General features: G+C 58.1%; 14 protein-coding genes. 5 read left to right on the top strand and 9 right to left on the bottom strand.

Annotated features, from left to right (window positions below; translation table 11 throughout):
* The first annotated feature begins 68 nt into the window (after positions 1-68).
* A complete protein-coding gene (locus ACKXGA_RS02970) occupies positions 69-1,676 on the top strand; it encodes an MBL fold metallo-hydrolase RNA specificity domain-containing protein (protein ID WP_097771216.1) in 1,608 nt (535 codons plus the stop codon).
* Positions 1,677-1,816: 140 nt separating this feature from the next.
* On the opposite strand, the gene ACKXGA_RS02965 is transcribed toward ACKXGA_RS02970, so the two are convergent.
* The 5 genes from ACKXGA_RS02965 to ACKXGA_RS02945 all read right to left on the bottom strand — a co-directional run bounded on the left by ACKXGA_RS02965 (position 1,817) and on the right by ACKXGA_RS02945 (position 4,445).
* A complete protein-coding gene (locus ACKXGA_RS02965) occupies positions 1,817-2,182 on the bottom strand; it encodes a hypothetical protein (RefSeq protein ID WP_143405654.1) in 366 nt (121 codons plus the stop codon).
* 145 nt (positions 2,183-2,327) lie between these two features.
* On the bottom strand, positions 2,328-2,969 hold the full coding sequence (locus ACKXGA_RS02960; RefSeq protein WP_005934466.1) for a PrsW family glutamic-type intramembrane protease: 642 nt from the start codon (positions 2,967-2,969) through the stop codon (positions 2,328-2,330).
* Positions 2,956-3,576, bottom strand: a complete 621-nt coding sequence (locus tag ACKXGA_RS02955) for a hypothetical protein (protein ID WP_423730044.1) — start codon at positions 3,574-3,576, stop codon at positions 2,956-2,958. Before ACKXGA_RS02955 ends, ACKXGA_RS02960 begins: the two co-directional genes overlap by 14 nt.
* Positions 3,566-3,910, bottom strand: coding sequence for a hypothetical protein (locus tag ACKXGA_RS02950; RefSeq protein WP_117534128.1), 345 nt, complete (start codon positions 3,908-3,910; stop codon positions 3,566-3,568). The genes ACKXGA_RS02955 and ACKXGA_RS02950 overlap by 11 nt, the downstream gene beginning before the upstream one ends.
* Positions 3,900-4,445, bottom strand: a complete 546-nt coding sequence (locus tag ACKXGA_RS02945; RefSeq protein WP_005934461.1) for an RNA polymerase sigma factor — start codon at positions 4,443-4,445, stop codon at positions 3,900-3,902. Before ACKXGA_RS02945 ends, ACKXGA_RS02950 begins: the two co-directional genes overlap by 11 nt.
* 186 nt (positions 4,446-4,631) lie before the next feature.
* Between ACKXGA_RS02945 and ACKXGA_RS02940 the strand changes: the two genes are divergently transcribed.
* From ACKXGA_RS02940 to ACKXGA_RS02930, 3 genes are all read left to right on the top strand, one after another.
* Entirely contained in the window at positions 4,632-6,002 is a 1,371-nt protein-coding gene (locus ACKXGA_RS02940) for a sodium-dependent transporter (protein WP_005934460.1), read from the top strand.
* A gap of 165 nt (positions 6,003-6,167) precedes the next feature.
* On the top strand, positions 6,168-6,893 hold the full coding sequence (locus ACKXGA_RS02935) for a LytR/AlgR family response regulator transcription factor (protein ID WP_207697559.1): 726 nt from the start codon (positions 6,168-6,170) through the stop codon (positions 6,891-6,893).
* The gene (locus ACKXGA_RS02930) at positions 6,886-8,175 is read left to right on the top strand and encodes a sensor histidine kinase (protein WP_423730043.1); all 1,290 of its coding nucleotides are present in this window, start codon (positions 6,886-6,888) and stop codon (positions 8,173-8,175) included. The genes ACKXGA_RS02935 and ACKXGA_RS02930 overlap by 8 nt, the downstream gene beginning before the upstream one ends.
* 478 nt (positions 8,176-8,653) lie before the next feature.
* Here the strand turns inward: ACKXGA_RS02930 and ACKXGA_RS02925 are convergent, their stop codons facing one another.
* From ACKXGA_RS02925 to ACKXGA_RS02915, 3 genes are read right to left on the bottom strand one after another with little or no spacing between them, the layout of a single operon-like run.
* Positions 8,654-9,091 carry an aspartate carbamoyltransferase regulatory subunit gene (locus ACKXGA_RS02925; protein WP_005934452.1) on the bottom strand — a complete coding sequence of 146 codons (438 nt, stop codon included), beginning with the start codon at positions 9,089-9,091 and terminating at the stop codon, positions 8,654-8,656.
* Position 9,092: 1 nt separating this feature from the next.
* Entirely contained in the window at positions 9,093-10,034 is a 942-nt protein-coding gene (gene pyrB / locus ACKXGA_RS02920; protein WP_317330310.1) for an aspartate carbamoyltransferase, read from the bottom strand.
* A gap of 14 nt (positions 10,035-10,048) precedes the next feature.
* A complete protein-coding gene (locus ACKXGA_RS02915) occupies positions 10,049-10,804 on the bottom strand; it encodes a GntR family transcriptional regulator (RefSeq protein WP_275252662.1) in 756 nt (251 codons plus the stop codon).
* A gap of 187 nt (positions 10,805-10,991) precedes the next feature.
* Here ACKXGA_RS02915 and ACKXGA_RS02910 point away from each other — a divergent pair, with 187 nt between their 5' ends.
* Positions 10,992-11,534, top strand: a complete 543-nt coding sequence (locus ACKXGA_RS02910; protein ID WP_349174983.1) for a GNAT family N-acetyltransferase — start codon at positions 10,992-10,994, stop codon at positions 11,532-11,534.
* Between the two features lie 41 nt (positions 11,535-11,575).
* On the opposite strand, the gene ACKXGA_RS02905 is transcribed toward ACKXGA_RS02910, so the two are convergent.
* The gene (locus ACKXGA_RS02905) at positions 11,576-12,949 is read right to left on the bottom strand and encodes an MATE family efflux transporter (RefSeq protein WP_154276070.1); all 1,374 of its coding nucleotides are present in this window, start codon (positions 12,947-12,949) and stop codon (positions 11,576-11,578) included.
* Between the last annotated feature and the right edge of the window lie 71 nt (positions 12,950-13,020).

The following is a 13,020-nucleotide window of genomic DNA, read 5'->3' as shown; positions in this document are numbered from 1 at the left end:
ATTTGGGCAGATGGATGCAGCGAGTTGTGCTATACTAAGGGTGCAAAACTGAACCGGGAGGTGTATCTATGAAGCTCACATTTTTGGGAGCCAACCACGAGGTCACGGGCAGCTGCACCCTGCTGGAAGCAGCAGGGCAGCGCTACCTCATCGACTGCGGTATGGAGCAGGGCAAGAATGTCTACGAAAACCAGCCCCTCCCTGTGGCACCGGGTGAAATTGACGGCGTGCTGGTGACCCATGCGCATATCGACCACACAGGCCAGCTGCCGCTGCTGGTGCGCAACGGCTTCCGGGGCAGGATCTATGCCACCAAGCCCACGACTCAGCTGTGCAGCATCATGCTGCGGGACTCTGCCCACATTCAGGAATTTGAAGCTGAATGGAAGAACCGCAAGGCGAAGCGTGCCGGTGCCGAGCCGGTGGAGCCGATGTACACCGTGCAGGATGCCGAGGCGGCCATGCAGCTGTTCCGGGGCATGGAGTATAACACTAAGATCGAACTGGCCCCGGGCCTTGTGATCCGCTTCATCGATGTGGGCCATCTGCTGGGTTCTTCCAGCATCGAGATCTGGGTCACTGAGAGCGGCACCACCACCAAGCTGGTCTTTTCCGGGGATATCGGCAACCAGCATCAGCCCATCATCAAGGACCCGACAACGATCCGGGACGCGGACTATGTGTTCATGGAGTCTACGTATGGCGACCGCAGCCATGGTCCCCGCCCGGACTATGTGGGGGAACTGAGCAGGATCCTGCAGCGCACCTTTGACCGGGGCGGCAATGTGGTCATCCCCAGCTTTGCGGTGGGCCGTACCCAGGAGCTGCTCTACTTTATCCGTGAGATCAAAAAAGAGGGTCTGGTCACCGGTCATGGCAATTTCCCGGTCTACATCGACAGCCCCCTTGCCATTGAGGCGACCCGCATCTTCAAAGATACCGACCCCGACTGCTTTGACGAGGATACCCGGGCGCTGCTGGCCCAGGGCATCGACCCCATCCAGTTCCCGGGGCTGCAGGTCAGCGTGACCAGCGATGAGTCCCGGATGATCAACGCCGACCGGGTGCCCAAGGTCATCATCTCGGCCAGCGGCATGTGCGAGGCAGGCCGCATCCGCCACCACCTCAAGCACAATCTGTGGCGGCCGGAGTGCACGATCCTTTTTGTGGGCTATCAGGCCGTGGGAACGCTGGGCCGCACCCTGATCGATGGTGCCGTCAATGTCAAGCTGTTCGGTGAGACCATCGACGTGCAGGCAGAGATCTGTCAGCTGACGGGCCTTTCGGGCCATGCCGACCGCGAGGGCCTGCTGGCCTGGGTGAACGCGTTCAGCCCCAAGCCCAAGCGGGTGTTCATCATCCATGGCGAGGACGAGGTGGAGAACATCTTTGCCCAGACCCTGACCGAGCAGGGCTTTACCGCCTGTGCGCCATATAATGGGGAGCAGTGGGCCATTGGGGCCGAAGGTGCGGTCTGCCTGCAGGAAGGCTCCCGTGTCCGGCTGGAGCACAAGCCCAGCGAGGGCGCGTCCCGCGCCGCAACGGTGTTCCAGCGGCTGGTCAGCGCCGGCAAACGGCTGCTCCGCGTCATCGAGCACAACGAGGGCGGGGCCAACAAGGATCTTGCCAAGTTTGCCGACCAGATCAACGCCCTGTGCGACAAGTGGGACAGATAACCATAGAATCAGAAAAAACAGCACACCGTTTGGTTTCGGCGTGCTGTTTTTGGTTAAAAGGGAAAAGGCTCTGCCGGGAGAAACGGCAGAGCCTTTTCGGGGTATGGAGAAAAGTGTGTGGGAGAAGAGCATGGAGGGCGCTACTGGTCGTCAGAGAGGCTTTGGGAGGAAGCCTTGTCTGCAGCATCCGGGGAAAAGGGGCGGTGCAATGCTTTGTACTGCCTGTACCGGATGCCGAGCAACGTGAATACAACGCCGGTGACAAAGGAGCCGACGCTGACCACGATATAGGCATCAGCACCGCTGTGCAGCAGCACCGAGCCGTACCCGGCCAGAACGATGGAAAGACCCGGAACATGCTCCTGATACAGCAGGGACGCAATGCCGACTGTCAAAAACAGACAAACTGCGGAGAGAGCGCAGTTGATTCGATGTGCCCGCCTTTGACGAAGCCTGCGTGTGCGGCGGCGAATTTCCTCCATACGAACACTCGCCTTCTGGGTCATGGACAGTCCCTCCTTTTGAGAGATCATCAGAGCGGCTGCTTTCCGTCCTCTCTATCTCCTATAATACAGTTCGCGCCGATTCCTTTCACCCAAATTTGAAAAAAGTTCAAAAAAATTTCCCGCTCCGGAAAAGAGCGGGAAACGGTCAGTGAAAAACAGTGTGCCTGCCCCTGTGGAGCAGCCTTGCCGCAAACAGGGTAACGATGATGGCAGAAGGAAAGAAGTACCCGACCATCTGCCAGAAGCCGTCGGCGGTGATCAGCAGATTGTAGATGCCGTGCAGCACCATGCAGACCCCCAGAATCCCCACCGTGCCGGTGCAGGTGAGCCACGGACGGCGGAACACATAGGCCAGTGCCAGACCGGTTAGGATGCCGCAGACCAGATGCAGGGCCCCGGCGGACATGCCGCGGATGAGCAGGAAAACAAAACTTCCTGCACCGTTTTCGGTCAGGTAGCAGACATTTTCAAAGGTAGCAAAGCCCACTGCAATGCCAATGGCCGCAGGAGTCAGCTTGTGGGAATCCGGCTCAAAGATCAAAAAGTAGAGCAGCAGAGGCAGCAGCTTCAGGATCTCTTCGCAGACAGGCGCAATCTCAATGGCGGTGGTCACGGCACTGCACTGGTGCCGCCCCATGAAAAAGCTGCTGACATAAGCCGAAAGCAGGCAGGTGGCCATGCCCAGCACCACGAACAGGGTAAAGCGCCGGGGGCTGCCCGATGTGAACAGCAGGGAGAGCAGCATGGGAAGCGCCAGGCACAAAAAGATGTTTTCAATGTAGGTCATGGGGCTCCTCCTGCAGGATACGGGGCAGGAAGCTGACCAGCGTGAGGGTCAACAGGATGTCCACAGCATAGTAAAGGCTGAACCGGGTGTAATCACGGATGAACTCGGAGACAACGAACAGAAGAATCTGCAAGGACATTTCAAACAAAAGTGCGATCTCATAAGGCCGGAGCCGTTTTTCCTTTTGCAGGGCCGAAAAACAGAGATAGGCCAGCGCGCCAAAGGTGAGCGCCAGCGCACCAGACATCAGCGGCGAAGGGCCAAACACCTGCACCCGCATGACAACTCCGGCAAAGACCACCCCAGCTGCCAGCGCAAAAGGGGAGAACGGCGGACGCAGGCCCTCCCAATAGAGGATCTCCAGCGAGAGAAAAAAGAAATACGAGGCCATCCAGGAGCATTCGGCCACATAAAACACCTGCGGCCCATGGCCCAGAATGATCAGATGGAGCAGGTAGTACAAAGTGCCCATCATAAAGCTGGCGTAGCCGAACGCCAGGATCAGGCAGGAGCGGCTGCTGCGCCGGAAGGCGAGGATAAAGGCGAGGAGCGCCATCGCAGCCAGCACGATCACCTGAAAGGTGTTGTCAATGATCTCAAAGCTCATCGTCGTCCCTCGTGTGCTTCTTTTCACTGCTGCGGCGCAGGCGGTAGAGCAGGATGGTCACGCAGGAGCCCAGCAGGAACGAGAGTACGCCCACCAGGATATAACCGTCGGCTCCGCGCTCACTCAGCATCCCGGCGGTGCCGGTGGGGGAAACATGCAGCGCGACCGATGTGCCTGCCCAGCCGGGCATGGCAAGGCCCAGGCAGACCACCAGCACAAGACAGGCCGCCATACAGCCTGCATCGATCAGCAGCATCTGCCGTGCGCGCGCCTGACGCTGCAGCTGGGCCGTGCGCTGGCGGATCAGCGCCATCCGTTCGGCATCAGTTTTCATACTGATATCCCTCCTGTTCCAAAAGTTGTTTCAGCTGCTGCTTGCCCCGGTACACAAGGTTCGTTACCTGCTGCTCGGTGCGTCCCAGCACCTGTGCGGCCTGCCGGTAGCTTAGTTCTTCAAAATAGACCAGAAAAAGTGTCTCCCGGTATTCCTTTTTGAGCTTGCCCAGTGCGGCGTACAGCTGCTGGTGCTGTTCGTTCTGAAACAGCCCGGTTTCGGCCAGTGCCTCGTCCGGCAGTTCAAAAGGCAGTTCCTCCAGCGGCAGAAAAAACCGCCGCCGGGTCTTGCAGCGCAATGCGAGATTGCGCCCGGTTTTATAGAGGTAAGCCTTGAAGCAGCCATCCTGAATGGGCCGCTCTCTTGCAAAAATATGGGCAAAGGCCTCGATCATCAGATCCTCTGCCTCGTGGATATCGCCCAGCACGCCGTTGATGTAAAGGGTCAGCGCGTCGCCATACCGCTCTACCAACAGCTGAGCGGCAGCTTCGTCTCCGGCCAGATACTTCCGGTAGGCTGTTTCGTCTGAGACCATCCGGTTGTTCCTTTCCGTGTTGTACACATTTCATCTTGTCTATTGTATATAAGATGAAAGAAATTTGCAAGGGAAAATACGAAAAAGCACTCCATTCTCTTCCAATTTGTGATATAATAAACTGATTTCGCCTGTTTTTCGTGCAGAAGGCGGGCGGCTGAAATTATTGGAGGGGACAAATTTATTATGGAACGTGAAACGCTGAAATCGCGGCTGGGCTTCATCCTGCTGTCGGCAGGCTGTGCCATCGGCATTGGCAACGTGTGGAAATTTCCTTATATGGCAGGTCAGGGCGGCGGCGGAGCCTTTGTACTGTTTTACCTGCTGTTCCTGGTCATTCTGGGGCTGCCCATTATGACCATGGAATTTGCTGTGGGCCGTGCCAGCCGCAAAAGCCCGGTGCGCGCCTATCAGGTGCTGGAAAAGCCGGGCCAGAAGTGGCATATCCACGGCTATTTTACCCTGATCGGCTGTTATCTGCTGATGATGTTCTACACCACCGTCGCAGGCTGGATGCTGCACTATTTTTATATGACTGCCGCCGGAAAGCTCTCCGGCCTGAACGCCGACGAGGTGGCGGGCAAGTTCACCGAGATGCTGGCAAGCCCCGGCATTATGACCTTCTGGATGGTGTTCGTGGTCGTTCTGAGCATTCTGGTCTGCGCCAAGGGCCTGCAGAACGGTCTGGAACGTGTGACCAAGGGCATGATGATCGCCCTGCTCCTCATCATGGTCATTCTGGCCGTGAACAGCCTCTTCATGGACGGCGCAAAGGAGGGCCTTTCCTTCTTCCTGGTGCCCGACTTTGGCCGCATGAAGGAGGTTGGCATCGTCAACACCCTGGTGGGTGCGATGAATCAGGCCTTCTTCACCCTGAGCCTGGGCATCGGTGCTATGTCTATTTTTGGCAGCTACATCGGCAAGGAGCACTCCCTGCTGGGCGAGAGCGTCCGTGTGGTGGTGCTGGATACCTTTGTGGCCATCACGGCCGGTCTCATCATCTTCCCGGCCTGCTTTACCTTTGGTGTGGATCAGACCGCAGGCCCCAGCCTGATCTTCATCACCCTGCCCAATATTTTTGCTAACATGGCGCTGGGGCGGCTGTGGGGCAGCCTGTTCTTCCTGTTCATGGCATTTGCTGCCCTGTCCACCGTGCTGGCGGTGTTCGAGAACATCATCTGCTGCGGCATGGAGCTGACCGGCTGCACTCGTAAAAAGTCCAGTCTGGTCAACCTGTTCCTCATCATCCTGCTGTCCATGCCCTGCGTGCTGGGGTATAACCTCTGGGCCTGGGATGGCTTTGCCGTGTTTGGCGGTGCAGTGCTGGACTTCGAGGATTTCCTTGTCAGTAACCTGTTCCTGCCGCTGGGCAGCTTGGTCTACCTGCTGTTCTGCGTTTCCCGCTATGGCTGGGGCTGGGACAACTATAAGAAGGAAGTCAACACCGGCGAGGGGCTGAAGATCCACGATTGGATGCGCGGTTACCTGACCTACGGTCTGCCCGTGATCGTGCTGTTCATCTTCGCCTTTGGCATCTACGACAAGTTCTTTGCATAAGGAAATAAACCCTCTCAGTCTCGCATTCGCTCGCCAGCTCCCCAAGGGGGGCAACGCATCTGATGGGGAAGCAACTTGCACAGCCTGAAGTCAGAACAGCAATTGCCTCGCCCTTTGGGAGAGGCGGAAGCACTGACGGAGAGGGCGTTTTTGTTGGAGGACACAATGCACATTTTGATCTGTGATGACGATGCGGTATTTGCTGCCCGTGTGGAAACGCTCGTCCGGGATTTCTTTGCGCGGCGGGGCTTGCAGGTGGAATGCACCGTCTGCCACAGCGGGGAGGAGACACTGGCCCGGCGGGACCTTGATCTGTATCAGGTGGCGCTGCTGGATGTGGATCTGGACACCATGAACGGCATCTCACTGGGAAAGCAGCTGCGCCAGTGCAGCCCGGAGATCTGCCTGGTGTATGTGTCGGCCTATCTGGAATTTGCCCCGGAGGGCTACACCGTGAATGCGTTCCGCTATATCCTCAAGCGCGATCTGGACTGCCAGCTGCCCCGCTGTCTGGATGCCATTCTGCACGAGCAGGATCACCGGACTCCCAAGACCCTGACCATCCGGCAGAACCGCACCGAGACTGAGCTGCCCTACGACAGCATCTACTACCTCGAAAGCGACCTGCGCAAGATCAACGTTTACGGAGATGTGGCTCATCAGCCCCTGTGCTCTTACTATGGCAAGCTGAACGAGCTGCCGCAGGCCCTGTTTGAGAACGGCTTTCTGCGGGTGGGGCGGAGCGCGGTGGTCAATATGAAGTACATCCGGCAGATCAGCAGCTATATGGTCACCCTGCGCAATGGGGTCAAGCTGGGCGTGAGCCGGAACGGCTATGCTGAGATCCGCAGCACCTATCTGGAATGGAAGGGGCAGTTTGGGGATGACTAAGGAAATGCTCTGGCTTCTGATGGGGCATCTGGTCTGCATTGGCCAGTGGGCGGCCTTTATCATGGTGGACCATGCATTTCTGGGCCGCGGCAGGAGATTCCGCTTCCCCTGCCTGTGGGCAGCCCTGCTGGCAGCAGTATTTCTGGCGGCTTCGATCCGGCATGACATTGGTTTTTTCAATATCGAATCTGTGATATTGAACATCATCTACCTGTTGGTCACGGTGCTCTTTTTCGGCGGAAGCTGGAACCAGAAGCTCTCGGCCTGCCTTGTCAACGGCATCATGTGCCTGCTGACGGAAAACACGGTCAGCTACACCTTTGCCTGGTGTAAGCACATTCCGGTCCGGGAGGTCTGGCGCTACCGCAGCTGTCTGTTCCTGCTGGTTGCTGCTGTTGTGGGGGCTGGCCTGCTTGCAGCCTACATTATTCGGCGCTGGCGGAGGGAGCAGGCGTTGACCCCGCTGCAGATGTTGGTCATGTCCTTCTTTCCTGGCATCGTTGTGGTGCTGAACATCGTGCTGATGGTATCCGGCGGCAGCGAAGTGCCCAGCATGATGAACATGATGTTGACCTTTGGCCTGACCATAGCAGTGCTGATCCATCTGGGGATCGTGCAGATGGTCAACGACCAGATGCTGCTGCAGCAGACACTGATGGTGGAGGCTGTGCGCCAGAAGAAGAGCGCAGAAGCTCTTCTGGAATCCTACAAGACTCAGCGGCGGCTGACCCATGAGTTCACCAACCACACCGAGGCACTGGCTCTGCTGCTTCAGCAGGGCGATTACGAGGGCGCAAAGGCCTACCTTTCCACGCTCACAAAGACCATTGCGGCGAATACCACCATTATGAACACCCACAACCCTTTATTGGATGCCCTGCTCAGCAAAAAGTACGAGGAAGCCAGCCGAAAAGGGGTCATGGTCTATTTTGATCTGCCCGATTTGAGGGATATGCCCATGGGCCAGACGGATCTTGTGATCGTGCTCTCCAACCTGCTCAACAATGCCATTGAGGCCGCCGCGCAGGCTGATCCGCCGGAGGTCTATGTGCGGATGCGGAAGAGCGAGGACGAGGTGGTGCTCTCTGTCCGCAACCGGGTGGAGAAGGACCTGAATCTCGTGGACGGCCAGCTGCCCCGCATCTCTCAGAAAGGGGCGGGCCACGGCTTCGGGCTGTGGAACGTGCGGGATGTGTTGAAAAAATATGGCGGCGAATATACCATCAGCTGCCGGGGGTGCTGGTTCCGCTTTACCTGCACCATCCCGCTCCGCAAATTATGACATGAAACCCTGCAGAATATGACATTTGGGGTGAAAGTTTCATCGGAATCTGCTACAATGAAATCAAGTTAAAGGCAGGAGCGCCTCCCCGCTGTATGGTTTGCGGCCGACAGAGGAAGGAATATCCGGGAACGCAGGCGTGTGTGCGTGGGCCGGAACGTCTTTACGAATAAAAAGTCTGACGAAGCTCTGAATGGCGATCTTGGGGGATTGCTGCAGATAGAGACCTTCTGAATGCACTGCACCTGCACGGCATCGTATGTGGGAATGAGATGCCGGGCGGTGCTGCCAGAGGGAGCTTTGTCGGGCTTTTTTGTTTGAGATCAGGCCGAAAGGAGGACGGTGTGGAGCATGGCTGCACCTGCACGGAAGCGGGCATCCTGCTGGATATCTTTACCCCGATGCGGGAGGATTTCGTGTAACAAACAAAAAAGGCAGTGCGCCGCGTGGGACGCACTGCCTTTTGCTTTTGTACCGATTATTCCGGCTTCACCTGCAGCTCCTGCTCACAGTAGATGCAGCGGTATTTGCCGTTGGAGCTCATCTCAAAGATCTGGTCGCATTCCTCTTCAATGGAGGAGATGCAGCGGGGATTGCGGCACCGCACAATGTTCACCAGACGCTTGGGGGGCTTCGGCTTTTCCTTGCGCACAGCCTTGCCGTTTTCGATCACGGTCACGCTGATGTCAGGGTCAAGGTAGGCCAGCACGTCCAGGTTCAGCCAGGAGGCATCCCCCTCGACCTTGATGATGTCCTTGCGGCCGCAGTCGGCCTTGTGGGAGCGCGCATTCTGGATCAGTGCCACGTTGGCGGTCTTGTTGCCGGTGATGCCCAGCAGCTCCATCAGGCCCACAGCGGTGCCTGCCTTGATGTGGTCGATCACAATGCCGTTCTGGATCTCGTCAATATTCAGCATATCAGTTGCCCTCCTTCGGTGCCTTGGGGTCGGCAAGACCCAGCAGCGTCATGATCAGTGCCATGCGGATGTATACGCCGTTCTGCACCTGCTCAAAGTAGGCAGCACGGGGGTCGTTGTCCACATCCAGTGCGATCTCGTTCACGCGGGGCAGGGGATGCAGCACTGCCATTTCAGGCTTGGCAAGGGCCATCTTTTCGCTGGTCAGGATGTAGCTGTTCTTCAGGCGGATGTAATCCTCCTCGTTGAAGAAGCGCTCCTTTTGCACACGGGTCATGTACAGGATATCCAGCTCGGGCATGGATTCCTCCAGGCTCCGGGTCTCACGGTACTCGATGCCGTTGGCTTCCAGCACGTCCTTGATGATATAGTCGGGCACCCGCAGCTCCTCGGGGCTGATGAGCACAAAGCGGATGTTCTTGCAGCGTGCCATGGTCTTGATGAGAGAATGGACGGTGCGGCCGAACTTCAGATCGCCGCACAGGCCGATGGTCAGATTATCCAGCCGACCCATCCGGGTGCGGATGGTCATCAGATCGGTCATGGTCTGGGTGGGGTGCTGGTGGCCGCCGTCACCGGCATTGATGACCGGGATGCGGGAGTAGCGGGAAGCGCGGAACGGCGCACCCTCTTTGGGATGGCGCATTGCCACGATATCAGCATAGCAGGAGACCACACGGATGGTATCTGCAACGCTTTCTCCCTTGGAAGCGCTGGAGACGGTCTCGCTCGGGAAGCCCAGCACATGACCGCCCAGGTTCAGCATGGCCGCCTCAAAGGAGAGGCGGGTGCGGGTGGACGGCTCATAGAACAGAGTGGCGAGTTTTTTGTGAGCCGCAACGTCCTGGTAAGCGGCAGGGTCGGAGCGGATGCGGTCGGCCAGATTCAGCAGAGAGGTGATCTCTTCCTGGCTGAAATCCAAGGGATCGATGAGATGGCGCATGAATTTTACCTCCGTCAAAGTAATTTTCGAAGAATGGAAAAATCGAAGAAATTTGTGTAATAACTCAGTGAGCGCATGACCGGGTGGCACAGACGGTTGAAGCAGATCTCATCCAGCAGCAGCATGGCCTCGCCGGGAGCAAGACGCATGGCAGCCCGGATGGTCTCGTCGCCGCAGCTGGCCTTGAGGTGGGCCACATTCGAGGAGATCTGCTGGTTGCATTCCTGCTCCAGGATATCGAACACGCCGCCGCTCAGGTCGATGCGGGTGTAGTCCCGGCTGCCAAAGAGGGCGCGGGGCAGATAATCGATGGAGTAGATGACCGGGGTGGTGTCGGCCAGGATGCGTTTTTTGATGCAGATGACCTCGTCCCCCGGGGCAATGGCAAGATCCCGGGCAAGCTCGGCCCCGGCGCGGATGGGATAGATCTGGATGCCATCGGCGTGGGGGTAGCTGCCAAAGCTGCGGATCAGCGGGTAATATTCCAGCTTCTGGTCAAGGCGGCTGCGCAGGCCAAGCACGGTGCGGTTGACCACTGTGCCAATGCCGCGCACACGCTCGATGTAACCGGCGCGCTCCATCTCGCTCAGCGCGTCCCGGATCACGGTACGGCTGACACCGAGTTCCGCGGCCAGATCGACCTCGGCGGGCAGGCGGTCAGCATCGGCGTAGCGGCCGGTGCGCAGTTCTTCCAGGAGCGCCGCGACGACACGGTCACTGATGACCGCACCGCCCAGGCGGATGGATGACGAAGAGCTGGATTCTTTCATGGGCTGTTCCTCCGGTTCGCGGGCGGGGCAGTGCCCGCCTGGACTTGGGAAAACCTGCCCTGCATCCCAAAAGCTGCGCCGGACAGATTTTCTTACTTTCATTATAGCATGATTTGACTTTATTTTGAATGGTAATTATACTGGAATCCAGCAGAAAGTATGATTTTATTTTTGGAGGGTTCACAAAATGGAACTGATATTGCAAAAAGTGTGTGGCCGGCCTGCACAGCTTCCCATTCGCCTGCGCCGGTGCGGCCCTGCGGATGCCGCCGCTTTCTTTGCTTTGCAGAACGAAGTGCGGGCCGCCATGCCTCACCCGGAGCAGTTTGTGCCGGACACATTGGAGAATATCACGGCCTACCTGAGGGAGGACCTGTGCATCGGGGCATACGACGGCGAACGGCTGGGGGCGTACTTTATCTTGCGCTACTGCGGCCGGAGCGCGCACAACTATGCAGCCTTTCTGGGGGTGCCCCGGGAGGAGTGGGAGCACTGGGCCAATGCAGACAGCGCAGTGGTCCACCCGGACTGGCGGGGCAACGGCCTGCAGCGGAAGCTGCTGGAAGCGGCGCTGCCCCTTGTCCGGCCCAGCATCGTGGGCATCGGGGCTACCGTCAGCCCGGAGAATCAATACAGCCTGAACAATGCCCTTGCCTGCGGTTTTGTCATTGCCGACCGCCGGGAGATGTACGGCGGGTATGACCGATATCTGTTAAAGAAGATGCTGTAAACAAAAACGCTCTCCTGCTGAGCACAGGAGAGCGTTTTTTGTTATGCGACCAGGCGGCTCTCTTCCTTCAGCTGATCGTTCATCTTTTTGCGCACGACCAGCAGGCAAATGAGATGCACCCCTGCGGTCAGGGCCCAGCTGAGGGGATAGCTGATGTACAGCGTGCCGGTAGAGCGGAACATCCGGAAGATAGTTGCGATCCAGACCAGACGGAGCAGGCAGCTGCCCACCAGACTGACGATCATGGGGATCACCGAGTAGCCGCGGCCGCGCAGGCAGCTGGCCAGAGTGTCCATTATGCCGCACAGGAAGTAGGCAGTGCAGATGATCTGCATCCGGGACAGGCCGGCAGCCACCACGGCTTCATCCGTGGAGTAGAAGTGCAGCAGGACCTCACCGCCAAAGTAAGCGCCGCAGCCCAGGAACAGGCCCGCCACAGTGACGCAGAGCAGACAGTTGCGCATGACGCGGTCGAGGTTGTCGTACCGGCGGGCACCCACGTTCTGGCTGGTAAAGGTCACGGCCGCCTGCGCAAAGGCATTCATGCCGGTGTAGATGAAGCCCTCGAGGTTGGATGCGGCAGAGTTTCCGGCCACGACCGTGGAGCCAAAGGAATTGATAGCCGACTGGATCACCACGTTGGACAGGCTGAACACGGTGCTCTGCAGACCGGCGGGCAGGCCGATCTGGATGATCTGCAGCAGGGCTTTCTTGTGGAAGCCCAGATGCCGCAGGTCAAGGTGCATGGCACCCTCTTCCTTGACCAGCAGCACCGTGACCATAATGGCGGATACCGTCTGGCTGAGGATGGTGGCCAGCGCAACACCCGCCACGCTCATCTGGAACACGATGACGAACAGCAGGTTCAGCACCACATTGATGACACCTGCCACCGCCAGACAGACCAGCGGGCGGCGGGTGTCGCCCACGGCACGCAGCAGGGAGGCGTTGAAGTTGTACAGCATGGTCATCGGCATTCCGATGAAGTAGATCTTCAGGTAAAGGGTGGCAAGGTCAATGACATCCTCGGGGCTGGACATCAGTTCCAGCAGGCCGTGGGCTGCAAAAAAGCCCACAAAAGCCATCAGTACGCCGCCCACAAGGCTCAGGGTAACAGCGGTCTGCACCGCTTCGTGCACGCCCTGGTCATCCTTTGCGCCATAGCAGCGGGCAGCCACAACGTTTGCACCCAGCGCAAGGCCGACAAACAGGTTGACCAGCAGGTTGATGAGCGCACCGTTGGAACCAACTGCTGCCAGCGCGGCGCTGCCGACGAACCGGCCCACCACGACCACATCGGCAGCATTGAACAGCAGCTGCAAAAAGCTGGATGCCGCCAGCGGTAGGGAAAACAGGATGATCTTTTTCAGCATCGGGCCGCTGGTCAGATCACCGGCCTGGGACATTTGTGCCATGAAAGCTCCGCCTCCTTTGAAACTTCTCTCATACTCTTGCACCAAAATTGAAGCGTAAAAAATGCGCCGTG

Origin of the sequence: Faecalibacterium hominis (ex Afrizal et al. 2022), assembly GCF_049545105.1 — a bacterium.
In the GTDB taxonomy this organism is placed as follows: Bacteria; Bacillota; Clostridia; order Oscillospirales; family Ruminococcaceae; genus Faecalibacterium; species Faecalibacterium duncaniae.
This window is presented reverse-complemented; position numbering and strand designations above follow the sequence as displayed.

What these genes read in the sequence shown, in the direction of transcription:
- pyrB (WP_317330310.1), bottom strand. Translation starts at nt 10,034, where the DNA reads ATGCGCCATCTCATCGATCCCTTGGATTTCAGCCAGGAAGAGATCACC.
- ACKXGA_RS02965 (WP_143405654.1), bottom strand. Translation starts at nt 2,182, where the DNA reads ATGACCCAGAAGGCGAGTGTTCGTATGGAGGAAATTCGCCGCCGCACA.
- ACKXGA_RS02970 (WP_097771216.1), top strand. Translation starts at nt 69, where the DNA reads ATGAAGCTCACATTTTTGGGAGCCAACCACGAGGTCACGGGCAGCTGC.
- ACKXGA_RS02945 (WP_005934461.1), bottom strand. Translation starts at nt 4,445, where the DNA reads ATGGTCTCAGACGAAACAGCCTACCGGAAGTATCTGGCCGGAGACGAA.
- ACKXGA_RS02950 (WP_117534128.1), bottom strand. Translation starts at nt 3,910, where the DNA reads ATGAAAACTGATGCCGAACGGATGGCGCTGATCCGCCAGCGCACGGCC.
- ACKXGA_RS02935 (WP_207697559.1), top strand. Translation starts at nt 6,168, where the DNA reads ATGCACATTTTGATCTGTGATGACGATGCGGTATTTGCTGCCCGTGTG.
- ACKXGA_RS02905 (WP_154276070.1), bottom strand. Translation starts at nt 12,949, where the DNA reads ATGGCACAAATGTCCCAGGCCGGTGATCTGACCAGCGGCCCGATGCTG.
- ACKXGA_RS02940 (WP_005934460.1), top strand. Translation starts at nt 4,632, where the DNA reads ATGGAACGTGAAACGCTGAAATCGCGGCTGGGCTTCATCCTGCTGTCG.
- ACKXGA_RS02910 (WP_349174983.1), top strand. Translation starts at nt 10,992, where the DNA reads ATGGAACTGATATTGCAAAAAGTGTGTGGCCGGCCTGCACAGCTTCCC.
- ACKXGA_RS02930 (WP_423730043.1), top strand. Translation starts at nt 6,886, where the DNA reads ATGACTAAGGAAATGCTCTGGCTTCTGATGGGGCATCTGGTCTGCATT.
- ACKXGA_RS02915 (WP_275252662.1), bottom strand. Translation starts at nt 10,804, where the DNA reads ATGAAAGAATCCAGCTCTTCGTCATCCATCCGCCTGGGCGGTGCGGTC.
- ACKXGA_RS02955 (WP_423730044.1), bottom strand. Translation starts at nt 3,576, where the DNA reads ATGAGCTTTGAGATCATTGACAACACCTTTCAGGTGATCGTGCTGGCT.
- ACKXGA_RS02925 (WP_005934452.1), bottom strand. Translation starts at nt 9,091, where the DNA reads ATGCTGAATATTGACGAGATCCAGAACGGCATTGTGATCGACCACATC.
- ACKXGA_RS02960 (WP_005934466.1), bottom strand. Translation starts at nt 2,969, where the DNA reads ATGACCTACATTGAAAACATCTTTTTGTGCCTGGCGCTTCCCATGCTG.